Source organism: Lysinibacillus sp. 2017, assembly GCF_003073375.1.
Classification (GTDB): domain Bacteria; phylum Bacillota; class Bacilli; order Bacillales_A; family Planococcaceae; genus Solibacillus.
Genome location: NZ_CP029002.1, coordinates 44,917 through 71,232 on the forward strand (window position 1 = coordinate 44,917; position 26,316 = coordinate 71,232).

A 26,316-nucleotide genomic window follows, 5' to 3' on the forward strand; every position below is an offset into this window, starting at 1 on the left:
GTGGACACCTGGGATTTTTTTAGAGTTACTATTTTTATATGAGCAAGAGTGAGCGTGCAGATGAATGAAATTGATACGTGAACATGTATGCTTCAGTACAAATGGGAAATTCAATGAATTATGACTACCATTACGTAAATAGTATTCTTTCAAAAGGTCCTAAATATGAAAATCAGCAACAAAGATTAGAAATCGAAAATCAAAACCACTAATTGTGGTAAGAAGTCGAAATTCTTAAAAATATGCAAAATTGTAGAGGTAATGGTTAGATAAGAAGAAGTAAAATGAAGTGAATAATTTAGACAATTTTGTTTCGATAGTTTTTTCTTCATATGTATATACCAAAACCAATATATTATCGTTACAAACAGTACCAATCATAATGGAATGTATTTCGTAAATGTAAAGGAGCCATGTTGCTAAAATTAGATTAATGAAAGTCATATGAACGCAAGAAAATGAATCGTCGCATATGGATAGACCAATATGTAGACGAAATTAAAAGAGAAATCTTTACCTATCAGATGATTATTTCATATATGTTCCAGCAGTGGTACAGCGTAATGTAATTGAAATTTAGAAATAGGTAATGATAAGGGGACAAGTCCATCTCACTGGCAACTACTTGATTCCTAATCATCAGTTCATGAAATAAACGGACTAAGCAAGAGATTGAATGGGGAAGTGGAAGCTTATTCAATCCAACATAGTAGATTAAAGAGGAATAACTCTTACTGACAGACATTTTAAGAAACTACAGCAAGATAACTTTAAAGGAATTTAGTCATTTAAAAGCTGAAGTGGTAACCTCTAGTAAAACATACTTCCAGCACATAATTGATGGGAATGCCAATCAGCTATGGTATTAATTAATGCTTAATCGAGCTGCTGAAGTTTGATCCACTAGTTAGAAAAGTTTTAGAAGCCCTTATAAAGCCTAATTTCCATTGGTATCCGAGCATTGTAGAAGGAAAAATGAATCGTTTAAAAGTAAAGAAGTGTAAACGGACAGGTTGGTCATTTCATATAGTAAGTAACCTATTAAATATTAATTAAAGAAAATCAACAAAAAGTATTGCCAAACAAATAATATCGTGGTATATTATTATATGTCGTAAGGGCGACGGACAATATCGAAAAACATCACGAAAATAAAATGTTGACATAACATTTTAAAAGTGGTATGATATAAAAGTTGTCACTTAAGATAACGACATGAACCTTGAAAACTGAACAAGCAACGTTAATGAAACAAAGCTTCTTAAATGAAGCAAAAATAGATATCAACTTTTAGTTGATACGCTAGCAAAGCAAATGAGCTTTCAAACTAACTATTATGGAGAGTTTGATCCTGGCTCAGGACGAACGCTGGCGGCATGCCTAATACATGCAAGTCGAGCGAATGACGAAGAAGCTTGCTTCTTCTGATTTAGCGGCGGACGGGTGAGTAACACGTGGGTAACCTACCTTACAGATTGGGATAACTTCGGGAAACCGGAGCTAATACCGAATAATATTTTTCTCCTCATGGAGAGTTATTGAAAGACGGTTTCGGCTGTCACTGTAAGATGGGCCCGCGGCGCATTAGCTAGTTGGTGAGGTAACGGCTCACCAAGGCAACGATGCGTAGCCGACCTGAGAGGGTGATCGGCCACACTGGGACTGAGACACGGCCCAGACTCCTACGGGAGGCAGCAGTAGGGAATCTTCCACAATGGGCGAAAGCCTGATGGAGCAATGCCGCGTGAGTGAAGAAGGATTTCGGTTCGTAAAACTCTGTTGCAAGGGAAGAACAAGTAGCGTAGTAACTGGCGCTACCTTGACGGTACCTTGTTAGAAAGCCACGGCTAACTACGTGCCAGCAGCCGCGGTAATACGTAGGTGGCAAGCGTTGTCCGGAATTATTGGGCGTAAAGCGCGCGCAGGTGGTTCCTTAAGTCTGATGTGAAAGCCCACGGCTCAACCGTGGAGGGTCATTGGAAACTGGGGAACTTGAGTGCAGAAGAGGATAGTGGAATTCCAAGTGTAGCGGTGAAATGCGTAGAGATTTGGAGGAACACCAGTGGCGAAGGCGACTATCTGGTCTGTAACTGACACTGAGGCGCGAAAGCGTGGGGAGCAAACAGGATTAGATACCCTGGTAGTCCACGCCGTAAACGATGAGTGCTAAGTGTTGGGGGGTTTCCGCCCCTCAGTGCTGCAGCTAACGCATTAAGCACTCCGCCTGGGGAGTACGGTCGCAAGACTGAAACTCAAAGGAATTGACGGGGGCCCGCACAAGCGGTGGAGCATGTGGTTTAATTCGAAGCAACGCGAAGAACCTTACCAGGTCTTGACATCCCATTGACCACTGTAGAGATACAGTTTTCCCTTCGGGGACAACGGTGACAGGTGGTGCATGGTTGTCGTCAGCTCGTGTCGTGAGATGTTGGGTTAAGTCCCGCAACGAGCGCAACCCTTGTTCTTAGTTGCCATCATTTAGTTGGGCACTCTAAGGAGACTGCCGGTGATAAACCGGAGGAAGGTGGGGATGACGTCAAATCATCATGCCCCTTATGACCTGGGCTACACACGTGCTACAATGGACGATACAAACGGTTGCCAACCCGCGAGGGGGAGCTAATCCGATAAAATCGTTCTCAGTTCGGATTGTAGGCTGCAACTCGCCTACATGAAGCCGGAATCGCTAGTAATCGTGGATCAGCATGCCACGGTGAATACGTTCCCGGGCCTTGTACACACCGCCCGTCACACCACGAGAGTTTGTAACACCCGAAGTCGGTGAGGTAACCCTTGTGGAGCCAGCCGCCGAAGGTGGGATAGATGATTGGGGTGAAGTCGTAACAAGGTAGCCGTATCGGAAGGTGCGGCTGGATCACCTCCTTTCTAAGGATTTTTCGGAATCATTCCTTCGGGGAATGAAACATTAACGTTTGCTGTTCAGTTTTGAAGGTTCATCGAAAGATGAAAAACTTCAAAAAAATATTTGCTCCTTACGCTAGCGCTATTGTCGCAAAGCTGCATGAAGCAAATTCAGCGAAGCTTATTCACGATGTGATTGAAGTCAGCTGCTTTGTTCTTTGAAAACTGGATAAAACGACATTGAAAGCAATAAACAAATTTTCTATTAGTAATAATAGATCACAAACGTCAAGTAATTGACGTGCAAACTTAAATCTTGAACTTGTTCAAGTTTAACTAAACTTTTGGTTAAGTTAATAAGGGCGCACGGTGGATGCCTTGGCACTAGGAGTCGATGAAGGACGGCACTAACACCGATATGCCTCGGGGAGCTGTAAGTAAGCTTTGATCCGGGGATTTCCGAATGGGGGAACCCACTATCTTTAATCGGATAGTATCTACACGTGAATTCATAGCGTGATGAGGACAGACGCAGAGAACTGAAACATCTAAGTACCTGCAGGAACAGAAAGAAAATTCGATTCCCTGAGTAGCGGCGAGCGAAACGGGAAGAGCCCAAACCAAAGAGCTTGCTCTTTGGGGTTGTAGGACATTCTATACGGAGTTACAAAAGAATGAGCTAGACGAAGCGACTTGGAAAGGTCCGCGAAACAAGGTAAAAGCCCTGTAGTCAAAAGTTCATTCCCTCCAGAGTGTATCCTGAGTACGGCGGAACACGTGAAATTCCGTCGGAATCTGGGAGGACCATCTCCCAAGGCTAAATACTACCTAGTGACCGATAGTGAACCAGTACCGTGAGGGAAAGGTGAAAAGCACCCCGGAAGGGGAGTGAAATAGATCCTGAAACCGTGTGCCTACAAGTAGTTAGAGCCCGTTAATGGGTGATAGCGTGCCTTTTGTAGAATGAACCGGCGAGTTACGATTACGTGCGAGGTTAAGTTGAGAAGACGGAGCCGCAGCGAAAGCGAGTCTGAATAGGGCGAATTAGTACGTGGTCGTAGACCCGAAACCAGGTGATCTACCCATGTCCAGGGTGAAGGTGAGGTAACACTTACTGGAGGCCCGAACCCACGCATGTTGAAAAATGCGGGGATGAGGTGTGGGTAGCGGAGAAATTCCAATCGAACCTGGAGATAGCTGGTTCTCTCCGAAATAGCTTTAGGGCTAGCCTCGTGATTGAGAATACTGGAGGTAGAGCACTGTTTGGACTAGGGGCCCATCTCGGGTTACCGAATTCAGACAAACTCCGAATGCCAGATATTTATACACGGGAGTCAGACTGCGAGTGATAAGATCCGTAGTCAAAAGGGAAACAGCCCAGACCACCAGCTAAGGTCCCAAAGTAATCGTTAAGTGGAAAAGGATGTGGCGTTGCTTAGACAACCAGGATGTTGGCTTAGAAGCAGCCATCATTTAAAGAGTGCGTAATAGCTCACTGGTCGAGTGACACTGCGCCGAAAATGTATCGGGGCTAAACGATTCACCGAAGCTGTGGATGCATCCGTATGGATGCGTGGTAGGAGAGCGTTCTAAGGGCGTTGAAGTCAGACCGGAAGGACTGGTGGAGCGCTTAGAAGTGAGAATGCCGGTATGAGTAGCGAAACATGGGTGAGAATCCCATGCACCGTATGACTAAGGTTTCCTGAGGAAGGCTCGTCCGCTCAGGGTTAGTCGGGACCTAAGCCGAGGCCGATAGGCGTAGGCGATGGACAACAGGTTGATATTCCTGTACCACCTCCTCACCGTTTGAGAAATGGGGGGACGCAGTAGGATAGGGTAAGCAGAGCGTTGGTTGTCTCTGTTCAAGCAGTAAGGCGTGTATGTAGGCAAATCCGCATACTATAACGTTGAGCTGTGATGACGAGCTCGTATGAGCGAAGTTCCTGATTTCACGCTGCCAAGAAAAGCCTCTATCGAGGTGAGAGGTGCCCGTACCGCAAACCGACACAGGTAGTCGAGGAGAGAATCCTAAGGTGTGCGAGAGAACTCTCGTTAAGGAACTCGGCAAAATGACCCCGTAACTTCGGGAGAAGGGGTGCTCTTTAAGGTGAATAGCCATGAAGAGCCGCAGTGAATAGGCCCAGGCGACTGTTTAGCAAAAACACAGGTCTCTGCAAAACCGTAAGGTGACGTATAGGGGCTGACGCCTGCCCGGTGCTGGAAGGTTAAGAGGAGTGGTTAGCGCAAGCGAAGCTGCGAATTGAAGCCCCAGTAAACGGCGGCCGTAACTATAACGGTCCTAAGGTAGCGAAATTCCTTGTCGGGTAAGTTCCGACCCGCACGAAAGGCGTAACGATCTGGGCACTGTCTCAACGAGAGACTCGGTGAAATTATAGTACCTGTGAAGATGCAGGTTACCCGCGACAGGACGGAAAGACCCCGTGGAGCTTTACTGTAGCCTGATATTGAATTTTGGTACAACTTGTACAGGATAGGTAGGAGCCAGAGATTCCGGAGCGCCAGCTTCGGAGGAGGCGTCAGTGGGATACTACCCTGGTTGTATTGAACTTCTAACCCATACCCCTTAGCGGGGTAGGAGACAGTGTCAGGCGGACAGTTTGACTGGGGCGGTCGCCTCCTAAAGAGTAACGGAGGCGCCCAAAGGTTCCCTCAGAATGGTTGGAAATCATTCGAAGAGTGTAAAGGCATAAGGGAGCTTGACTGCGAGACCTACAAGTCGAGCAGGGTCGAAAGACGGGCTTAGTGATCCGGTGGTTCCGCATGGAAGGGCCATCGCTCAACGGATAAAAGCTACCCCGGGGATAACAGGCTTATCTCCCCCAAGAGTCCACATCGACGGGGAGGTTTGGCACCTCGATGTCGGCTCATCGCATCCTGGGGCTGTAGTCGGTCCCAAGGGTTGGGCTGTTCGCCCATTAAAGCGGTACGCGAGCTGGGTTCAGAACGTCGTGAGACAGTTCGGTCCCTATCCGTCGTGGGCGTAGGAAATTTGAGAGGAGCTGTCCTTAGTACGAGAGGACCGGGATGGACACACCGCTGGTGTACCAGTTGTTCTGCCAAGAGCATCGCTGGGTAGCTATGTGTGGACGGGATAAGTGCTGAAAGCATCTAAGCATGAAGCCCCCCTCAAGATGAGATTTCCCATTACGCAAGTAAGTAAGACCCCTGAAAGACGATCAGGTAGATAGGTTCGAGGTGGAAGTGTGGTGACACATGGAGCTGACGAATACTAATCGGTCGAGGACTTAACCACATTTTATTGCATAACTCAATGAAACGTTTATCCAGTTTTGAAAGAACAATTCTTTCTAAAAGGAACGTCTACTAAGAACGTCACGTCCTGTGACAACGTAGACGCCAGTACATCCGTGTACAAGTGAAGTGATGATGGCAAAGAGGTCACACCTGTTCCCATACCGAACACAGAAGTTAAGCTCTTTAGCGCCGATGGTAGTTGGGGGTTTCCCCCTGTGAGAGTAGGACGTCGCTTCGCAAAGTTAAACCACTGAGAAATCAGTGGTTTTTTTGTGTTTAAAATTAAATATGGGTGAAGTTTGATAAAAGTCAAATAGTATTAAATTAGAAATGGTAGGACCGAATGATTTAAAATTCACTTTTAAGTAACTGCGTGCTTTACTAGCTGCATGTTCATTACGTTACGTTCGATTCTATATTCTTAGAATCAGGCTGCTAATAATCAATAATCAGGAATTTTTTCATGATTTAAAGTAACATTGAGAAGCGATATAGCATGGTGTTTCATATGGAGTCATTAATTCTCCAAAATCACAACATCACACCAAGAATTAAATGGACTAGTTATGATTTGACGGACCTTTTAAATTTCAAGTTTTGCGGTGGTCGGAAAGCTTGGCACATCTTATAATAGAAGAAGAATGATAAATGAGGTGAGACGATGAAAAATGATAGACCAATCGTTCAAGCATTAAAAAAATTTATCGCAAATGAACCGCAATCACTTCATGTGCCTGGACATAAAAATGGTTTACTTTCGAATTTACCGAATGAAATAAAACGTGCGTTAATTTATGATGTCACAGAATTAACAGGTCTGGATGATTTTCACCATCCTGAAGAAGCAATTTTACAAGCAGAACAATTGCTAGCTGAAGTGTACGAAGCCAATCGAAGCTTCTTTTTAGTAAATGGTTCTACGGTTGGAAATCTAGCTATGGTTTATGCAACATGTAAGCAAGGGGACACAGTACTTGTACAGCGCAATGCACATAAGTCGATTTTTCATGCATTAGAACTTGTTGGAGTGAATCCCGTGTATTTAGCCCCGAAATGGCACGAAGAGAGTAAGACGGCAGGCTGTGTTGAAAAGGAGACGTTGCAAGAGGCCATTAAGCGTTTTCCACATGTAAAGGCAGTCATTTTTACATATCCAACTTATTATGGTATTACAGTAAAGGATTTAGAAGAGCAGATTGAATTATGCCATTCATTAGGTATTCCCGTACTTGTTGATGAAGCACACGGCGCTCATTTAATCGCAAGCGAGCAATTGCCGAAATCTTCCTTGCAGCTTGGGGCTGATGTTGTTGTCCAATCTGCACATAAAACATTACCTGCAATGACAATGGCTTCTTTTCTACATATGAAATCGACGCTTGTAAGTGAGGAAAAAGTGAATCATTATTTGCGTATGCTTCAATCTAGTAGCCCATCATATTTATTATTAGCTTCATTAGATGATGCGAGATCTTATGTGGAAAATTATACGGAGAGTGATTTCGTTTATTTAATGGGAAAAAGAAAGCAGTTCATTGAATCACTACAAACTTTAACGGAACTTCAAATCATTGAGGTGGATGATGCGTTAAAATTATTAGTACGTGCACCAGGGTATACAGGATTTGAATTAAAGGATGCGTTAGAGAAAATGCATGTTTATGTTGAATTAGCTGATGTGCAGCAAGTGTTGCTGATTTTGCCGCTATTAAAACATGGCGAAAATTATTCGTTTGCCGATTTACGTATTCGTATGAAAGAAGCCGTCATTTATTTAAAAAATGCACCAGGTATATTACAAGATATAACGGCTAATTTTGAGATGACGAATATTTCACAACCACAATTAAGCTTTGCAGAAATTGAACAAGCTAAAAAGGAATGGATTCCGTACATGCGTGCGATTGGGCGTGTTGCTGCATCAATGATTATTCCATATCCACCAGGGATTCCATTATTTGTGCCAGGTGAAAAAATTACGGTAGCAAAACTAAGTCAATTAGAAGAGTTATTAGCAATAGGTGCAACGTTTCAGGGGGAGCATCGTTTACAAGAAAAATGTATTTATGTCATAAAATAAAGTCAGGGAGAATATAAAAATGAATAGGAATTTATTTATAACATTTGAAGGCGGAGAAGGTGCGGGCAAAACATCGGTGCTAAAGGCAATCGGAGAGCGATTAAAAGAAGAACAAGTAAATGCTCTTTTAACACGTGAACCAGGCGGCATTGACATCGCAGAAAAAATTCGTGCAGTCATCTTAAATCCAGCACATACAAAAATGCACGAACGCACAGAAGCACTACTTTATGCGGCAGCAAGAGCACAGCATTTTTATGAAAAAATAATTCCTGCACTACAAGAAGGAAAGCATGTATTATGTGACCGTTTTATCGATTCATCATTAGCATATCAAGGGTATGCGCGTGAAATTGGTGTGGATGATGTATTAGCTATTAATCAGTTTGCGATTGGACAGCGACTACCAGATATGACGATTTTCTTTGATCTAGCACCTGAAAAAGGATTAGCGCGTATTCAGGCGACACGTGCAGATGAAATTAATCGTTTGGACATAGAAGGAATTGCGTTCCATCAAAAAGTATATGAAGGCTACCAAGTGGCAATGAACCGATATCCAGACCGTTTTAAAGTAGTGAATGCCGATCAGCCGCTTGAACAAGTCATTGAGGATGTATGGGAGATTTTAAATCCAATATTAGGGTAAAAGTAAATGAAGTGTACCTTTTATATATGATATAATAAAGTACCAATTCAATGAAGGGGTGAGTACGGATGAAGTTAGTAGTAGCAGTTGTACAAGATCAAGATAGCAACAGATTGTCAAATGCGTTAACGAAAAACAACTATCGTGCGACAAAATTAGCGAGTACAGGTGGTTTTTTACGATCTGGAAATACGACATTTTTAATCGGTACAGATGATTCGCTAATTCCAAGATTATTGGATATAATTCGTGAAAACTGTCGATCACGTGAGCAAATGGTTGCGCCTGTTTCGCCAATGGGTGGCAATGCAGATTCTTATATTCCGTACCCTGTGGAAGTTGAAGTTGGAGGAGCAATTGTATTTGTTTTACCAATCGAACAATTCCACCATTTTTAGAGTGGAGGCGAAAGGTAAATGAAAATTAATCAAGACTTACGTATGAATTTAAATACGAACCGCAATGATTTGCGTACAAATAATCAGGGTGGCAATCGTTTTGGTGAAATGGTCGTAAAACAAGGCTCTAAAATGCAAACCGAGCAACTAACAAGATTATTAGGTGATATTTCAACAGCGGGGGATCGTGTGGCACGTTCTCGAAATTTACGAGAGCTAGCACGCTTTAAAATGCTTGTAAAACGATTTTTACAAGAAGCGGTAGATTACGGTTTAGAAACGAAGCAATCGCATACTTGGAATCGTTTTGGAGAAGGTCGACGCTTGAAAATTGTTGAAACAATTGATGAACGCCTTGTTGAGTTGGCAGAAGATATTTTAAATGAAGAAAGAGAGTCTATTGATCTATTAGCGAAAATTGGGGAGATTAAAGGACTTTTAATTAATCTATATATGTAATGCAGACCCGTGTCTTTGTCGCGCACTAGACACGGGCTTTTTTCTAGCAGAGCATTTCTAATTTTTCGTTTTATAGTGTACATAGACGAAATTCAAATAAAGCAAGTAATGAAAAAGGTGAAGGAAATGGGACGAACAGTAGAGGAGCTAACAAAACTACAGCCTGTAGTGATGAAGCAACTACAAACGATTGTTGAAAAAAATCGTTTGGCACATGCCTATATTTTTGAAGGTGAAAAGGGCACAGGTAAACGTGATGTCGTGTCGTTTTTTATGAAACTTCTCCTTTGTGAAAATTTGTCAAAAAATGTTCCATGTGAAACATGTCGAAATTGCAGACGAATTGATTCGGGAAATCATCCGAATATTAAGCAAGTTGAACCAGATGGCCAATTTATTAAAATTGATCAAGTTCGTGATTTAATGGGTGAAATGAAGATGACAGGCGTAGAAGAAGGTAAGAAAATTTACGTACTGCATCATGCGGACCGATTAAATGCGGCTTCAGCGAATATGCTGTTAAAATTTTTAGAAGAACCAGATGGTGAAGTAGTCGCAATTTTAGTAACGGAACAAATCCAGGCAATATTACCGACAATTCGTTCGCGTTGCCAGCATATTAAATTTTCAAAGGCACCCCGCGAAGCTCTTGTCGAAGCACTTATCGAACAAGGTGTGACAAATTCGATGGCAGCGACAGTGAGCATGGTGACGAATGATTTAGATACAGCGTTTGCACGCGTAAATGATGAGCAGTTTGTACAAGCGAGAAAAACAGTGTTAAAATTAGTAGAGACCGTTCATCAAAATGTTCATGAAGCATTATTAATGATTCATGATGAGTGGCTTCCATTGTTTAAAGAAAAGGAAGAGATGGAGCAAGCACTTGATTTGTTATTATTTGCTTACCGCGATATGGTAGCCATTAAAGCAAATCAACAGGCAACTTGCACATATCCTGATATGTATCAACGTTTTAATGAAATTGCATTGCAAAAGACATATGAAAAATTATCAGGTCAAATGCAATCGGTGTTACATGCGCGTGCTAATTTAAATCGCAATATGAATCGCACGTTATTGATGGAACAGCTAATGCTGAATCTTCAGGAGGGGTACACATTTGTATAATGTAGTCGGAGTTCGCTTTAAAAAAGCGGGTAAAATATATTATTTTGATCCAGCGGCATATATTTTAGAAGTTGGAGAATATGTCATCGTAGAAACTGCACGTGGTATTGAATATGGCAAAGTGGTTGTCCCAATGCGTCAAGTTGGGGAAAATGACGTCGTTTTACCGTTAAAGCAAGTAGTGCGACCTGCTGATGATCGTGATCGTATACAAGTAGAAGAAAATTCGATTGAGTCACAGCACGCATTTGAGTTAGCAAATACGAAAATAGTAGAGCATGAACTTGAAATGAAGCTGGTTGATGTAGAATATACATTTGATCGCAATAAAATTATTTTCTATTTTACAGCAGAAGGACGCGTCGACTTCCGAGAGCTTGTAAAAGATTTAGCAAGTGTGTTTCGTACACGTATCGAACTTCGTCAAATTGGTGTGCGTGACGAAGCAAAATTACTTGGTGGTATCGGTCCATGCGGAAGAATGTTATGCTGTTCGACATTTTTAGGAGATTTTGAGCCCGTGTCGATTAAAATGGCAAAGGATCAAAATTTATCACTAAATCCAACAAAAATTTCAGGGTTATGCGGCCGTTTGATGTGCTGCTTAAAATATGAAAATGAAGATTATGAACTCGCAAAAGAAGGAATGCCAGATATCGGTGATATGGCAAGAACTCCTGAAGGCGAAGGTAAAGTAGTCGGATTAAATGTGTTAGAACGAATTATTCAAGTATATTTAGCGCAGCAAGAGCGTATGGTTGAGTATACATTGGACGAATTGTTACAATGTGAGAAAAATCTTATATAGATAGAAATTAATGGGGTGGCTTGAGTGAAGGACCGTAATTTTTTAGATACTGTTATGGAGTTCGAACAACAGCTTGAATCAATGCAGCAACAATTTAATGCACTTAAACAATTTGTTGCTCATATGATGGAGGAGCATCAGACGCTTCAAACGGAAAACCTTCACCTTCGAACTCGTTTAGAAGAGTTATTGGCTCAGGAAGCGAATGCGAATCAACAAACGGAAGAGCTCAAAAAAGAAGTGATTGATATTGGCGAAGGCTATGATAATTTAGCACGTCTTTATAATGAAGGCTTCCATGTATGTCATGTACATTTTGGTGGCTCACGTAAAGGTGAAGATTGTTTGTTCTGTCTATCATTTTTAAATAAACAAAATGGTTAAATGTAAAGGCTGAATCTGCAACAGTAGATGTCAGTCTTTTGTTTAGTGGGTAGGAAAATATATATTTTCAAGTAAAATCTACATAAGAAGGGCAACAACTCGTGCTATTTTGCACGAGTTGTGTTTTTCTAATCCTAGTAAAATTTAGTGGAGGAACAATCGTGGAACAATGGTTAAAAGACGATGAACGATTAGATTATTTATTGGCAGAAGATTTACGAATTATTCAAAGCCCTTCCGTCTTCTCGTTTTCATTAGATGCGGTGTTATTAGCGCGTTTTGTACGAATTCCCAAAAGCAAAGGGCATATTATTGACCTTTGTTCAGGTAATGGAGTCATTCCATTATTTTTAAGTGCACGAACAAAGGCAAAAATTACAGGAGTCGAGCTACAACCACGCCTACATGATATGGCAACACGCAGTATTCAATATAATAAGTTAGAGCAGCAAATTGATATGCAGCTAGGTGATGTGAAAGAGGCACCGTCTATGTTAGGTATTGAAAAATATGATGCGGTAACATGTAACCCTCCATACTTTTTAGCACATGAACTAAGCGATAAAAATACGAGCGAGCATTATGCGATTGCCCGTCATGAACTGTATTTAACATTAGAAGAAGCGGTGGAGTCAGCAAGTCGATTAGTAAAGCAAGGCGGAAAGGTAGCGTTCGTTCATCGTCCAGGTAGACTACTGGATATCGTAACGGCGATGCGCGCGAACCGATTAGAGCCGAAACGCATTCAATTTGTGTACCCGAAACGTGGCAAAGAAGCAAACACATTATTAATCGAAGCTATAAAGGATGGGAAGCCAGATTTAAAAGTTTTACCACCTTTATATGTGTATGAAGATAATAATGAATATACGCCAGAAGTGAGGGCGCTATTATATGGAGAAGGAAAATAATCACTTTTTCTATGTATTAGAATGTAGCGATGCTTCTTTTTACGCAGGTTATACGAATAATTTAGAAAAGCGTGTAGCCACACATAATGCAGGGAAAGGTGCAAAGTATACGAAAGCGCGCGGTCCTGTGAAATGCATTTACTACGAAACATTTGAAACAAAGCAACAAGCAATGTCGGCAGAATATGCCTTTAAGCAATTAACAAGAACAAAAAAGATCGCATATATGAGGAGGGCGAAAGGTGAAATCACAGAAAAGTAGCCAGCACGAACAAGGAAGTTGCCTTTACTTGGTGGCAACCCCAATCGGCAATTTAGAAGATATGACGATGCGCGCATTGCGTATTTTAAAAGAGGTAGACATTATTGCAGCAGAGGATACGCGCAATACAAAAAAATTATGTAATTACTTCGATATTCAAACACCATTAATAAGCTATCATGAACATAATCTTGAAGTAGGTGGCGAGAAATTACTTAGCTTTTTACGTGAGGGAAAATCGGTTGCACTTGTAAGTGATGCAGGACTTCCGTGTATTTCAGATCCTGGTGCAGATATTGCCGTAAAAGCCATCGCAGAAGACTTTGCTGTTGTACCAATTCCAGGAGCTAATGCAGCGCTAACGGCACTGATTGCATCTGGCCTAACACCACAGCCGTTCTATTTCTTCGGCTTTTTAAATCGAAATAAAAAAGATCGCCGTGAGCAATTAGAGAAATTAGCAAAGCGTCAGGAAACACTTGTATTCTATGAAGCACCACATCGCTTAAAAGATACGTTAAAAGATTTAGAATTAGTTTTAGGAAATCGTCGAGTTACACTTGCACGTGAATTAACAAAGAAATTTGAAGAATTTCTTCGCGGTACGATTGAGGAAGCCATCAATTGGACAACTGAAAGTGAAATTCGTGGGGAATTTTGTATTGTGTTAGAAGGCAATACTTCAGGTGAACCGGAAGTAGAGGAAGATATCTATTGGACGGATATGACTTTAGAACAGCATGTCGACTATATAATAGAAGAAAACCAAATTTCCTCGAAAGAAGCCATTAAAGAAGTCGCGACATTGCGCAATTTACCGAAAAGAGATGTGTATCAAGCGTATCATCAATAACGTGAAACTTCTATTAGCAGAGGTTTCCTAAACCCTCAAGGATTGTTAGTCTTCATCAATCGGATTTTTATGGGCAGTCGATTTTTCGCTTCGCTTTCGGATATAGATAAAGTGCTGATCGTTACTGCGTGATAAGGGGACCGTTCAGGCACATCTTTTGGGACAACCTCCTATATATGAAAAAGCGTTGAAAAGAAAAAAACCTTTTCAACGCTTTTTAATTTTAGTAAAATATTACTTTGCTGTGCTAAAAGAAAAAGGGAATGCCTCTCCAGAAGACATTCCCTTTTTTAGAAGCTAACTTATTTTTTTAAGCTTGCTTGGATTTCTTTCATTAATGTTTCTGCACCTTCAGGAGATAAAATTAATTTACCGCCTACTAAACGCATGTTATCGTCAGAAACTTCACCAGTTACAGCACATGTCATATTAGGCATGTATTTTTTTAAGATGATTTTGTCGTCATCTACATAAATTTCTAAAGCGTCTTTTTCTGCAATTCCTAATGTACGGCGTAATTCGATTGGAATTACTACACGTCCTAATTCATCGACTTTACGTACGATACCTGTTGATTTCATAATATATTTCCTCCTATATTTTAAAAGTTATTTTAAATTCGTCATAATTCGACATTTGTTCCTTGTCTATTAAGAATCATACCAACTAATGACATAAACGTCAATAAATTAGCATTGCTCCTCCTATTGATTTAGAAATTTTTTTGTTATATTTCTACTATATAACGACTTTTTTAAAGATTATTACTATAAAATATTTTAAATAGTCTAAAAGTTTCAAAAAAATACCAACTTTTTGTTTCGATTTTTCGACATTTCATGATTACAATAAACTTTGATTGAAACAAATTTCGTACTTCGTTAGAATAAAGACTATACTGATAAGCAAATGGAGGCAAAGCTCTCATGAATGAACAGAAAACATTTTATATTACAACCCCAATTTATTACCCAAGTGGTAAATTCCACATTGGTACAGCTTATACAACGGTAGCCTCAGACGCTATTGCGCGTTACAAACGATTAAAAGGTTTTGACGTACGCTTTTTAACAGGTATGGATGAACACGGTCAAAAGATTCAAGAAAAAGCACAAGAAGCAGGCATGCACCCTCAAGATTACGTAAATGAAATCGCGGCAGGTGCCAAAAAATTATGGGCTACTATGGATATTTCCTATAATGACTTTATTCAAACTACCCAAAAGCGTCATACAGATGCTGTAGAGAAAATTTTCCAAAAGTTTTTAGATAATGGCGACATTTACAAAGGTGAATACGAAGGTCTTTACTGTGTACCTTGTGAGTCTTATTATACTGAGACGCAATTAATCGATGGAAAGTGCCCAGATTGTGGTCGTGAAGTGCAAAGAGTTAAAGAAGAATCCTATTTCTTTAATATGAAAAAATATGCGGATCGATTACTTGAATATTACGAAAATCACTTAGATTTTATCGAGCCAGAATCTCGTAAAAACGAAATGATCAATAACTTCATCAAACCAGGCTTAGAGGACTTATCGGTTTCCCGTACATCATTTGACTGGGGAATTAAAGTACCTGGAGATGCGAAACACGTAATTTATGTTTGGGTGGATGCATTATCAAACTATATTACATCGCTTGGCTATGGTTCAGATAACGAAGAGTTATTCAACAAATTCTGGCCAGCAGATGTTCATGTTGTTGGGAAGGATATTGTACGTTTCCACACAATTTATTGGCCAATTTTCTTAATGGCATTAGATTTGCCATTACCGAAGAAAATTTTCGCACATGGCTTCATTATGATGAAAGACGGCAAAATGTCGAAATCAAAAGGGAATGTCGTGTATCCAGAAATGTTAATTGAACGTTATGGCTTAGATGCAACGCGTTATTTCTTATTACGCGAGTTACCATTTGGACAAGATGGCGTGTTCTCTCCAGAGTCATTTGTTGAACGTACAAACTTCGATTTAGCAAATGATTTAGGGAACTTATTAAACCGTACTGTTTCGATGATGAATAAGTATTTTGACGGGAAAATTCCAACAGAAAACTTACAAGAAACCGAATTTGATGCTGCGTTAAAAGCACATGCTGAATTGACGCGTATTAAATATGAAGAAAGTATGGAAAAAATGCAATTTAGTGTGGTTTTAGGTGAGCTTTGGTCACTTGTATCACGTACAAATAAATACATTGATGAAACCTCTCCATGGGTATTAGCAAAAGATGAAGCAGATAAACCAAAATTAGCAGCAGTAATGAACAATTTAGCAGAAAGCTTACGTCACATTGCAGTACTAACTCAACCATTTATGACAACAGCACCAAAGCAAATTGTGGAGCAATTAGGCCTTGATGAGAAATTATTAGCATGGGACACAATTGAAACATTCGGTAATACTATTCCACAAAACATAAAAGTGGTAGAAAAAGGAACACCAATTTTCCCTCGTTTAGATGCAGAAGTGGAAGTTGCGTATATCCGTGAGCAAATGCAGGTGTCTGTAAAAACTTCTCAAGAAGAAGAGGCTACAGCTGTAGAAAAACCAGAAACAGAAGAAATTACAATTGATGACTTTATGAAAGTGGATTTACGTGTTGCAACAGTTACAGCATGTGAGCCGGTAGCAAAAGCGAAGAAATTATTAAAGCTTCAGGTCGATTTAGGCTATGAAACACGCCAAGTCGTATCAGGGATTGCGGAACATTATAAACCCGAACAATTAATCGGTAAAAAAGTAATCGTTGTGGCAAATTTAAAACCAGTAACACTTCGTGGCGAACTTTCTCAAGGTATGATTTTAGCTGGATCACATGATGGTGTTTTAACATTAGCATCAGTCGATTCAAAACTCGCTAATGGAGCACAAGTCAAATAATTAGAAAAAATCTGTTGAGCGATTAAAGTTCAACAGATTTTTCATTATTTATTTAATAGTATTGATTAAAAAGTATATTGATATAATATAAACAATCCAATAATAGTAATTTTAATAGGTATAAAGAATAAAATCAGGTGATTTGGCAATAAATTAATGACAAATAAAATAGTTGTTGTAATGAAATTGTAATAATACTGAAAAATAAATTTTATTTAGATTTCATACAATACACGATAGGAGAAATTAGGATGAGCACATATATTGATACACATGTCCATTTAAACGCAGATCAGTATGACGAAGATTTACAGGAAGTGATTGACCGTGCACTTGCTGCTAACGTAGAAAAAATGATTGTTGTTGGTTTTGACCGTAAAACAATTGAGCGCGCAATGCAATTGATTGAGGATTATGATTTTATTTACGCAGTAATCGGTTGGCACCCAGTCGATGCCGTCGATTGTACAGAAGAAGATTTACAATGGATTGAACAACTAGCAGCACACAAAAAGGTAGTCGGTATTGGTGAGACAGGGCTCGATTATTATTGGGATAAATCGCCAAAAGACGTGCAGCAATTTTGGCTCCGCAAGCAAATTCAATTAGCGAAAAAATTAGAGTTACCTATTATTATTCACAACCGGGATGCAACGGCAGATGTTGTCCAAATTTTACGTGAAGAAAATGCAGCAGCTGTTGGCGGAATTATGCATTGTTTCGGTGGTAGTGTTGAAACAGCACGTGAATGTATTAAGATGAATTTTATGATTAGTCTTGGAGGACCTGTGACATTCAAAAATGCACGTCAACCAAAAGAAGTCGCATCTGAGATTCCGTTAGAATATTTATTAATTGAAACAGATGCACCATATTTAGCGCCACACCCAAATCGTGGTAAACGTAATGAGCCTTCTTATGTCCCATTAGTAGCGGAAGAAATTGCCCGTTTAAAAGAAATATCAGTAGAAGAAGTGGCACAAAAAACAACCGAAAATGCAAAACGTTTTTTTAAAATTGAACAGTAAAATTCATTCGAAATTTACAGGTTAAAATTACACTTCCATATGTATAATATGTAAATATTTTCAACTAAATTTTCGTTAAAATTACGTATATAAAAAAAGAAAATGTATAAAATAAAAAGTTGCCTCCAATACTAGTTGTAGCACGAGTTTAAGGAAAGTTTGCATTTTTATAGAAAATCATTTCTGTTGACAGCACTAAAACTAGCCCGTATAATCCAACTTTGTATTAAGGAGGCGTTTTTTCATGTTAAATAATTCCATGAAAAGCCAGTTCTTAGGATCATTGAGGAGTAAGCAAACAGGCGTTAGGATTTTGTCATTTGTCCTGTTTGTTTCAGTAATTGCATTCGTTCTTTATCATGGAACGAAAAATCCCGTTTCGATTACAGCAAACGGTGAAACAACCGAAGTATACACTCACGCAAGTACGGTTGAAGAGCTATTAGTAGCAGAGAATATAGAAATAACAAAGTATGATAAAGTAACACCCTCACTGAGTACCAAAATCGATAGTGGAATGTCGATTGAATGGGAACAGGCAAAAGAAGTAGTAATTTCAGTTGATGGAAATCAGTCAAAAGTTTGGACAACTGAAAATGTAGTGAAGAACATTTTGGAAGAAGCAAATATCGAAGTAACGGAGCAGGATTTAGTATCACAAAGCTTAGATACAGAAGTAGGAGCAGATAACAAAATCGATATTCAAAAGGCGTTTCAGTTAACGCTTGTCGATGGCTTAGAAGAGAGACAAGTATGGTCCACTTCGACTACGGTCGCTAACTTTTTAAATCAACAAGGGATTCAACTAAATGAATCCGATCGTGTCGACAAAAATTTGGAGAAAGTTATCACTCCAAATGAAAAAATCGCAGTTGTTCGCGTAGAAAAAGTTACCGATGTAGTGGAGGAATCAGTCGATTTCGCAGTTGAAAAGAAAAACGATTCTTCTTTATTGAAGGGCACAGAAAAATTAGTAGCAGAAGGTAAAAAAGGTAAGGTTGAACGTACTTATAGCACGGTTAAAGAGAACGGGAAAGTCGTATCAAAAAGTGTTACCTCAGAAAAAGTAGTACAAAGTCCAACAACAAAAGTTGTCGCAGTTGGAACAAAAGTTGTCACAGCAAGTGTATCTCGTTCGAACAGTGAACCTGCTTCAGGTAACGAGTTTTATGTTGAAGCGACAGCATACACACCATATTGCACAGGTTGCTCAGGTATTTCAGCAACTGGTATTAACTTGCGCTCAAATTCAGGTTTAAAACTAATCGCAGTGGATCCACGTGTCATTCCATTAGGCTCAAAAGTTTGGGTAGAAGGCTATGGTTATGCATTGGCTGGAGATACTGGCGGTGCAATTAAAGGTAATAAAATTGATATTTTAGTACAAACAGAATCACAGGCAAATACCTGGGGTCGTAAAAAAGTGCGCATTAAAGTATTAAACTAATTTTTTACATGAAGTACTTCATGTAAAGCAAATCCAAAATGTATAGTGGCTTTCTCGCCTTTTGACTGATGGCGAGGGAGCTTTTTTTGTTTAATCTAAGGCGTAAACCAACCGTTACGTCAGATACAGCAATCTATGGTAAAATAGCGAAAGACTATGTTAGAAAAGAGGAACATTTCTTGGACATACAAGAGATTATTGTTGTAGAAGGGAAAGACGATACAACAGCGATTAAACGCGCAACAGGTGCAGATACAATTGAAACGAACGGCTCAGCCATTTCCGATGAAGTTCTTCGTCGTATTGCCCACGCACAAAAAAAACGTGGGGTCATCGTGTTTACAGATCCTGATTATCCAGGCCGCCGTATTCGAGCGATTATTGAAGAACGTGTTCCAGGCGTTAAGCATGCGTTTTTAGCAAAGGCAAAAACTATTGCAAAAAATGGTAAAGGCTTAGGAATTGAACATGCCAATGATGAAGATATTCGTGAAGCATTATCAAATGTTTATACACTGGCACAATCACATATTGAAGAAATAATTACGTTAGAAGACTTAATGACTGCTAAGCTAATCGGTCACCCACAATCAAAGGCAAGACGTGATAAACTTGGCGAAATTTTAAATATTGGTAGCACAAATGGCAAGCAATTGCACAAACGATTAATGATGTTTCAAATTACAGTGGAACAATTCGCAAAAGCAATTCAAGCCTTAGATCAGGAGGAAAAGAATGTATAAAGATATCGCAACGCCGATTCGTACAAAAGAAATTTTAGAAAAATATGGTTTCTCATTTAAAAAGAGTTTAGGACAAAACTTTCTAATTGACCCCAATATTTTACGCAATATCGTTAGCCACGCATACTTAACAGAAAACAGTGGTGCGATTGAAGTTGGACCAGGGATTGGTGCATTAACAGAGCATTTAGCACGTGAAGCGAAGAAAGTTGTGTCGTTTGAAATTGATCAACGCTTATTACCTGTACTAGAAGATACGTTAAGCCCATATGACAATGTTAAAATTGTCCATTCAGATATTTTAAAAGCAGATGTTGAAAAAGTCATTGCAGAAGAAATGCCTGGTATTGAAGATATTATGGTAGTAGCGAACTTACCGTACTATGTAACAACACCCATTTTAATGAAGTTGCTGAACGACCGACTACCGATTCGTGGCTTTGTTGTGATGATGCAAAAGGAAGTAGCAGATCGTATTACGGCAAAACCAGGGACAAAAGCATATGGCTCTTTATCGATTGCAATTCAATATTACATGACAGCAGAAATTGCAATGGTCGTACCAAAAACAGTGTTTATGCCGCAACCAAATGTTGACTCGGCGGTTATTCGTTTAATTAAACACGATACACCACCAGTTGAAGTAATTGATGAAGATTTTTTATTTGAAGTAACACGCATGTCATTTGCACAGCGTCGTAAAACAATTTTAAACAATCTACAAAATGGTCTTATGAACGGAAAACAAAAGAAAGAACTTATTGTAAAAGCTCTAGAAGAAGCAGGTATTGAACCAGCACGTCGTGGCGAAACCCTCTCTATTCAAGAATTTGGTAAATTAGCCGACTTGTTACATCCACATTTTTGTGTTCGACAATAATATGAATTTTGAACTAAAAAAACAAATGAAATCATTATAAAAAAGTTGACGGTTACTTAGCATGGTGATAGAATATATTATTTTATTGACAATTAAATACTGCTATGTTACACTATTTAACAGTGAGGTGTATGCAAAAATGCCAAAAACGTTAGCAGACATTAAAAGGTCATTAGATGCCCATGTGGGTAAACGTTTGCAATTAAAAGCAAACGGTGGTCGTAAGAAAACAGTTGAGTGCGAAGGTGTTTTAAGTGAAACTTATCATGCTGTATTCGTCATTGAACTAAATCAACAGGATAATGCGTGCAAGCGCGTATCTTACAGTTATACGGATATACTTACAGAAGCAGTAGAGATTACTTTTTTAGATGATGCAGTAGCAGCCATCCAATAGTTTTTCTAGTACTTATTTTTTTATATTTTAAAAAGGCGCTCATTTTATGAGTGTTTTTTTATTTTTCTCACATACTATATGTGTCAACTTACTCTTTCTTAAAAAAGGAGGTTTTCTGCATGGCAAAACAAAAAATCATGTCTGCTCATCTAAAAGAAGAGATTGCCAAAGAACTTGGATTTTATGATGTGGTGGAACGTGAGGGTTGGGGCGGAATTAGATCCCGTGATGCAGGTAACATGGTGAAGCGTGCGATTGAAATAGCACAAGAAGGTTTAGCAGCTCAATCAAAGCAAGATAACCAAAAGTAAGTTGACGATCTAGGTGTAGTGCCCTCGTAAATGATTTTACGGGGCACTCTTTTTTAATTCATTAAGTAGTTACAAAAATGTCAAACGTTTACGTTCAATATTCAAGCGTTCCTTATGTTAAAATAGGAGCATTACTAAATTGATAGCGTATAGGAGACATGCGTGCCTTACCAGTAGGAGGAATTTTTAATGTTATATGTAAAAGCACCCGCAAAAATTAATTTAACACTCGATGTGCTTTATAAACGTCCAGACAATTATCACGAAGTTGAAATGATTATGACAACGGTGGATTTAGCAGATCGTATAGGTCTTGAACCGCGTGCGGATGGATTAATCAAAATTGTATCAACGGATAATTTCGTACCAGACGATCAAAGAAATTTTGCTTATCAAGCTGCTGAGTTATTGAAAAATACATATGGCATTAAAGAAGGGGTAACCATCTCGATTGAAAAGCAAATTCCAATTGCTGCAGGTTTAGCTGGGGGAAGTAGCGACGCGGCAGCAACTTTGCGCGGATTGAATGAATTATGGAATTTAAATTTATCATTAGATGAGTTAGCAGAATACGGAGCTAAAATTGGCTCGGACGTATCGTTTTGTGTATACGGGGGAACAGCGTTAGCTACGGGGCGTGGCGAAAAGATTCAAGAAATTTCGGCGCCACCAACTTGCTGGGTTATTTTAGCAAAGCCAAAAATCGGTGTTTCAACAGCAGACGTTTATGGTGGTTTGAAAATTGAGGGTCTAGAACACCCAAATACAGCACAAATGATTGAAGCGATTAAAACAAATAATTACCCGTTAATGTGTCAATCACTTGGCAATGTTTTAGAAACGGTCACATTTAACCTACACGCAGAGGTTGTTGTGATTAAAGAGCAAATGCAGCGTTTTGGGGCGGATGCGGTACTAATGAGTGGTAGCGGTCCGACAGTATTTGGTTTAGTTGAGAATGAAGCACGTGTTGGACGCATTTATAACGGATTGCGTGGTTTTTGTGAAGAAGTATACGTAGTACGAATGCTAGGGGAACGTAATCCACTTGCATAAATACGTATAATTATGGTAATTTGACTAGTAAATATTCGTATTTAAATAAATCTATGTTTAGGAGAGGGTCGCATGAAATGGAAGCGTAGTGAACGCCTTGTAGATATGACTCATTATTTACTTGAGCATCCACATCAGTTGATCCCGCTAACTTATTTTTCTGAGATTTACAGTTCCGCAAAATCTTCTATTAGTGAAGATTTAACGATTGTAAAGGAAACATTTGAAGAAAAGGGAATCGGGCTTTTAATTACCGTGCCTGGAGCTGCAGGTGGCGTTAAATATATTCCTAAAATGGCACAACAAGAAGTTCGTCAAATTATTGAGGAATTTATTATTGAATTAGGACATTCAGATCGCTTACTTCCTGGTGGCTATTTATTTATGACGGACCTATTAGGGAATCCGGAATTAATGAATCGCGTAGGGAAAGTATTTGCCAGTGCTTTTAGTCATAAAAAAATTGACGTAATCATGACCGTTGCAACAAAAGGAATTTCAATTGCACATGCGATTGCGAGACATTTGAATGTACCCGTTGTTGTTGTACGTCGTGATAGTAAAGTAACAGAAGGTTCTACTGTAAGTATTAATTATGTGTCGGGCTCTTCTCGTCGTATTCAAACGATGGTTTTATCGAAGCGTAGTATGAAAAGTGGTCAACGTGTACTAATCACCGATGATTTTATGAAAGTCGGCGGTACGATGAACGGTATGAAAAACTTGCTAGAAGAATTCGATTGTGAGCTTGCGGGTATCGCGGTACTTGTAGAAGCAGAACACGCCGATGAAACACTAGTAGATGATTACTATTCGTTAGTGAAGTTACATGAAGTAAATGAGAAAGATCGCACGATTGCATTAAGTGAAGGTAATTTTTTTTCTAAAGGAGAGAAATTAATATGAAAACTGTTTCAACAGCAAATGCACCAGCAGCAATCGGACCCTATGCACAAGGTATTGTCGTGAACAACCTATTTTACTCTTCAGGTCAAATTCCACTAACTGCTACAGGCGAATTAGTTGATGGCGATATTGAAGTACAAACAAATCAAGTATTTGAAAATTTAAAAGCAGTTTTAGCTGCGGCAGGATCTTCTTTAGATCAAGTTGTAAAAACAACGGTATTTATGAAAGATATGAATGACTTTGTCGCAATGAATGAAGTATATGCCTCACATTTTGGTACACATAAACCAGCTCGTTCAGCTGTAGAAGTAGCACGTTTACCAAAAGATGTGAAAGTAGAAATTGAAGTTATCGCATTAGTGAAGTAAATTGATATTTTCTTAGAGAGTTCGGTAAGTTTCTTCTTACCGGGCTCTTTTTATTTTAGGATTGTTAAAAAAACCACGAAAATATGGAATATTTTAATAATTATAAAAATTGTAGATAGAAATAAATTACATTTTATTGTATCCTATTGATAAAAGATGCTAATTTGAGAAAATAAGTAAATTAAAAAAGGGTTTTCTTCTTTTTTCTCGAATTAAACAAGCTATGGAATTAAAGCATCGAATGAAATGGGAGGTTTTTCACAATGGAAATTACTGACGTTAGATTACGCCGCGTTCAAACGGACGGACGTATGCGTGCGATTGCTTCAATTACACTTGATGATGAGTTTGTTATTCATGATATCCGCGTAATTGATGGCAATACAGGTTTATTTGTAGCAATGCCAAGCAAGAGAACACCAGATGGCGAGTTCCGTGATATCGCACATCCAATTAATTCGAATACTCGTAATAAAATTCAAGAAATCGTTCTTGAAGCATTCCATGCAACTTCAGCTGAAGAAACAGATGGAGTAGAATTAGAGTTAGAAGAAGCAAATGCTTAAAAACAAACAAGGGTCACTCAAATTTGAGAGGGCTCTTTTTTTATTATTATTTTTTGCTTTTATGTGACATTCAATAGAAAAATTCAGGATGAACGATAAAAGTGAGATTTAGGACAGTGAAAATATCAAATTTTTATCATTTTCATAAAATAAAAAAGACAAGTCAAACTACTATAAATATTTTAAATTCAAACATTTGTCAAGTCTGAATGCCTTGAAAATATAGTGAATTTACTATATAGTCATAAGAGAAAAAGAGTTAAAATGGAGGACTTGTAGATGACAAATATCTTTGCAGTTATTTTGGCTGCTGGTCAGGGTACACGAATGAAGTCCAAATTATATAAAGTATTACATCCAGTATGCGGTAAACCAATGGTCGAACATGTAATTGATCATATTGGTTCACTAAATGTAGAACGTATTGTAACGGTTGTAGGTCATGGCGCGGAGCTCGTAAAAGAGACACTTGGTGACAAGAGTGAATACGTATTACAAGCGGAACAACTAGGTACAGCACATGCTGTACAACAAGCAGAGCCGATTTTAGGGGACCTTGAAGGGACAACGCTTGTTGTATGCGGCGATACACCATTAATTCGCCCAGAAACGATGCAAGCGTTATTTGCGCATCATGAAGCGCAAAGTGCAAAAGCGACGATTTTGACGGCAGTTGCAGAGAACCCAACAGGCTATGGTCGCATTTTACGTGACAGCCAAGGGCAAGTTGCACAAATCGTTGAACAAAAAGACGCAACGCAAGAGCAACAACGCGTAAAGGAAATAAATACAGGTACGTATTGCTTTGATAACAAAGCATTATTCGAAGCGTTAAAGCAAGTGAATAATAACAATGCACAAGGCGAATATTATTTACCAGATGTCATTGAAATTTTACAAAAGCAAGGCGAAATCGTTTCAGCTTATGTAACAGATAACTTCGATGAAACATTAGGTGTAAATGATCGTTTCGCGTTATCACAAGCAGAAGAATTAATGCGTGCTCGTATTAATGAACGTCATATGCGTAACGGAGTAACAATTATTAACCCAGCAACAACGCATATTAGTGCGGATGCAGTCATCGGAAGTGACACAGTGATTTTACCTGGAGTAATCATTGAAGGCACAACAATCATTGGTGAAGATTGTAAAATTGGCCCAAACAGTCATATTGTTGATAGCCAAATTGGTGACGCAACAACCATTCATAGCTCGGTTATTTTAAATAGCCAAGTAGGCAGTGAAACAGCTGTTGGTCCGTATGCACACTTACGTCCAGACTCTTCATTAGGCGACCACGTAAAAGTTGGTAACTTTGTTGAAGTGAAGAAAAGTACTTTAGGTACTGGTACGAAAGTTTCACACTTAAGTTATATTGGTGATGCAGAAATCGGTAGCAATGTTAACATTGGCTGCGGTTCGATTACTGTTAATTATGACGGTAAAAATAAATTCAAAACGATTATTGAAGACGATGTATTTGTTGGATGTAATTCAAATTTAGTGGCACCTGTGAAGCTTGGTAAAGGGTCATTCATTGCTGCGGGTTCGACAATTACAAAAGAAGTTCCTGAAGACGCACTTGCCATTGGGCGTGCACGTCAAGAAAATAAGCAAGGCTATGTTAGTAAATTAAATTCAAAATAA

24 protein-coding genes and 3 rRNA genes are annotated in these 26,316 nt (G+C 39.2%); 26 read left to right on the forward strand and 1 reads right to left on the reverse strand.

Annotated features, from left to right (window positions below):
- Nucleotides 1-83 precede the first annotated feature (83 nt).
- The 14 genes from DCE79_RS18825 to rsmI all read left to right on the forward strand — a co-directional run bounded on the left by DCE79_RS18825 (nt 84) and on the right by rsmI (nt 14,073).
- Nucleotides 84-212, forward strand: a complete 129-nt coding sequence (locus tag DCE79_RS18825) for a hypothetical protein (protein WP_255417960.1) — start codon at nt 84-86, stop codon at nt 210-212.
- Nucleotides 213-1,333: 1,121 nt separating this feature from the next.
- Nucleotides 1,334-2,886, forward strand: a 16S ribosomal RNA gene (locus DCE79_RS00200).
- Between the two features lie 322 nt (nt 2,887-3,208).
- Nucleotides 3,209-6,136 (forward strand): 23S ribosomal RNA (locus tag DCE79_RS00205).
- A gap of 124 nt (nt 6,137-6,260) precedes the next feature.
- Nucleotides 6,261-6,376: ribosomal RNA gene (gene rrf / locus DCE79_RS00210) — 5S ribosomal RNA — on the forward strand.
- Together the 16S, 23S and 5S rRNA genes form the textbook arrangement of a ribosomal RNA operon.
- Before the next feature lie 423 nt (nt 6,377-6,799).
- Complete coding sequence (locus tag DCE79_RS00215) at nt 6,800-8,218, forward strand: aminotransferase class I/II-fold pyridoxal phosphate-dependent enzyme (protein ID WP_108711160.1); 1,419 nt, start codon at nt 6,800-6,802, stop codon at nt 8,216-8,218.
- Nucleotides 8,219-8,237: 19 nt separating this feature from the next.
- Nucleotides 8,238-8,867 (forward strand): dTMP kinase, encoded by a 630-nt coding sequence (tmk, locus tag DCE79_RS00220; protein ID WP_108711161.1) that lies wholly within the window; start codon nt 8,238-8,240, stop codon nt 8,865-8,867.
- A gap of 68 nt (nt 8,868-8,935) precedes the next feature.
- The gene (locus tag DCE79_RS00225) at nt 8,936-9,265 is read left to right on the forward strand and encodes a cyclic-di-AMP receptor (protein ID WP_108711162.1); all 330 of its coding nucleotides are present in this window, start codon (nt 8,936-8,938) and stop codon (nt 9,263-9,265) included.
- A gap of 18 nt (nt 9,266-9,283) precedes the next feature.
- The gene (locus tag DCE79_RS00230) at nt 9,284-9,724 is read left to right on the forward strand and encodes a YaaR family protein (protein ID WP_108711163.1); all 441 of its coding nucleotides are present in this window, start codon (nt 9,284-9,286) and stop codon (nt 9,722-9,724) included.
- Between the two features lie 126 nt (nt 9,725-9,850).
- On the forward strand, nt 9,851-10,855 hold the full coding sequence (gene holB / locus DCE79_RS00235; RefSeq protein ID WP_108711164.1) for a DNA polymerase III subunit delta': 1,005 nt from the start codon (nt 9,851-9,853) through the stop codon (nt 10,853-10,855).
- On the forward strand, nt 10,848-11,663 hold the full coding sequence (locus DCE79_RS00240; protein WP_108711165.1) for a PSP1 domain-containing protein: 816 nt from the start codon (nt 10,848-10,850) through the stop codon (nt 11,661-11,663). Before holB ends, DCE79_RS00240 begins: the two co-directional genes overlap by 8 nt.
- 24 nt (nt 11,664-11,687) lie before the next feature.
- On the forward strand, nt 11,688-12,047 hold the full coding sequence (gene yabA, locus DCE79_RS00245; protein ID WP_108711166.1) for a DNA replication initiation control protein YabA: 360 nt from the start codon (nt 11,688-11,690) through the stop codon (nt 12,045-12,047).
- Nucleotides 12,048-12,208: 161 nt separating this feature from the next.
- Complete coding sequence (locus tag DCE79_RS00250) at nt 12,209-12,958, forward strand: tRNA1(Val) (adenine(37)-N6)-methyltransferase (protein WP_108711167.1); 750 nt, start codon at nt 12,209-12,211, stop codon at nt 12,956-12,958.
- Nucleotides 12,942-13,220: a GIY-YIG nuclease family protein gene (locus DCE79_RS00255; RefSeq protein ID WP_108711168.1), complete on the forward strand. Its 279-nt coding sequence runs from the start codon at nt 12,942-12,944 to the stop codon at nt 13,218-13,220. Before DCE79_RS00250 ends, DCE79_RS00255 begins: the two co-directional genes overlap by 17 nt.
- Nucleotides 13,201-14,073, forward strand: coding sequence for a 16S rRNA (cytidine(1402)-2'-O)-methyltransferase (gene rsmI, locus DCE79_RS00260; RefSeq protein WP_108711169.1), 873 nt, complete (start codon nt 13,201-13,203; stop codon nt 14,071-14,073). The genes DCE79_RS00255 and rsmI overlap by 20 nt, the downstream gene beginning before the upstream one ends.
- A gap of 302 nt (nt 14,074-14,375) precedes the next feature.
- Here the strand turns inward: rsmI and DCE79_RS00265 are convergent, their stop codons facing one another.
- Nucleotides 14,376-14,654, reverse strand: a complete 279-nt coding sequence (locus DCE79_RS00265) for a transition state genes transcriptional regulator AbrB (protein WP_108711170.1) — start codon at nt 14,652-14,654, stop codon at nt 14,376-14,378.
- Between the two features lie 345 nt (nt 14,655-14,999).
- Here DCE79_RS00265 and metG point away from each other — a divergent pair, with 345 nt between their 5' ends.
- The 12 genes from metG to glmU all read left to right on the forward strand — a co-directional run bounded on the left by metG (nt 15,000) and on the right by glmU (nt 26,316).
- Nucleotides 15,000-16,961 carry a methionine--tRNA ligase gene (gene metG, locus DCE79_RS00270; RefSeq protein ID WP_108711171.1) on the forward strand — a complete coding sequence of 654 codons (1,962 nt, stop codon included), beginning with the start codon at nt 15,000-15,002 and terminating at the stop codon, nt 16,959-16,961.
- 251 nt (nt 16,962-17,212) lie between these two features.
- Nucleotides 17,213-17,989, forward strand: a complete 777-nt coding sequence (locus DCE79_RS00275) for a TatD family hydrolase (RefSeq protein WP_108711172.1) — start codon at nt 17,213-17,215, stop codon at nt 17,987-17,989.
- A gap of 244 nt (nt 17,990-18,233) precedes the next feature.
- The gene (locus DCE79_RS00280) at nt 18,234-19,436 is read left to right on the forward strand and encodes a G5 and 3D domain-containing protein (RefSeq protein ID WP_108711173.1); all 1,203 of its coding nucleotides are present in this window, start codon (nt 18,234-18,236) and stop codon (nt 19,434-19,436) included.
- A gap of 179 nt (nt 19,437-19,615) precedes the next feature.
- Nucleotides 19,616-20,179: a ribonuclease M5 gene (rnmV, locus tag DCE79_RS00285; RefSeq protein WP_108711174.1), complete on the forward strand. Its 564-nt coding sequence runs from the start codon at nt 19,616-19,618 to the stop codon at nt 20,177-20,179.
- Nucleotides 20,172-21,059, forward strand: coding sequence for a 16S rRNA (adenine(1518)-N(6)/adenine(1519)-N(6))-dimethyltransferase RsmA (gene rsmA / locus DCE79_RS00290; RefSeq protein WP_108711175.1), 888 nt, complete (start codon nt 20,172-20,174; stop codon nt 21,057-21,059). Before rnmV ends, rsmA begins: the two co-directional genes overlap by 8 nt.
- A gap of 139 nt (nt 21,060-21,198) precedes the next feature.
- The gene (gene veg, locus DCE79_RS00295) at nt 21,199-21,456 is read left to right on the forward strand and encodes a biofilm formation stimulator Veg (RefSeq protein ID WP_108711176.1); all 258 of its coding nucleotides are present in this window, start codon (nt 21,199-21,201) and stop codon (nt 21,454-21,456) included.
- A gap of 119 nt (nt 21,457-21,575) precedes the next feature.
- Nucleotides 21,576-21,767: a small, acid-soluble spore protein, alpha/beta type gene (locus DCE79_RS00300; protein WP_108711177.1), complete on the forward strand. Its 192-nt coding sequence runs from the start codon at nt 21,576-21,578 to the stop codon at nt 21,765-21,767.
- A gap of 189 nt (nt 21,768-21,956) precedes the next feature.
- On the forward strand, nt 21,957-22,823 hold the full coding sequence (gene ispE / locus DCE79_RS00305; RefSeq protein WP_108711178.1) for a 4-(cytidine 5'-diphospho)-2-C-methyl-D-erythritol kinase: 867 nt from the start codon (nt 21,957-21,959) through the stop codon (nt 22,821-22,823).
- 72 nt (nt 22,824-22,895) lie between these two features.
- Nucleotides 22,896-23,729, forward strand: a complete 834-nt coding sequence (purR, locus tag DCE79_RS00310) for a pur operon repressor (RefSeq protein ID WP_108711179.1) — start codon at nt 22,896-22,898, stop codon at nt 23,727-23,729.
- Entirely contained in the window at nt 23,726-24,100 is a 375-nt protein-coding gene (locus DCE79_RS00315) for a RidA family protein (RefSeq protein ID WP_108711180.1), read from the forward strand. The genes purR and DCE79_RS00315 overlap by 4 nt, the downstream gene beginning before the upstream one ends.
- Nucleotides 24,101-24,363: 263 nt before the next feature.
- Nucleotides 24,364-24,666 carry a septation regulator SpoVG gene (gene spoVG, locus DCE79_RS00320; protein ID WP_108711181.1) on the forward strand — a complete coding sequence of 101 codons (303 nt, stop codon included), beginning with the start codon at nt 24,364-24,366 and terminating at the stop codon, nt 24,664-24,666.
- 279 nt (nt 24,667-24,945) lie between these two features.
- Nucleotides 24,946-26,316 carry a bifunctional UDP-N-acetylglucosamine diphosphorylase/glucosamine-1-phosphate N-acetyltransferase GlmU gene (gene glmU / locus DCE79_RS00325; RefSeq protein WP_108711182.1) on the forward strand — a complete coding sequence of 457 codons (1,371 nt, stop codon included), beginning with the start codon at nt 24,946-24,948 and terminating at the stop codon, nt 26,314-26,316.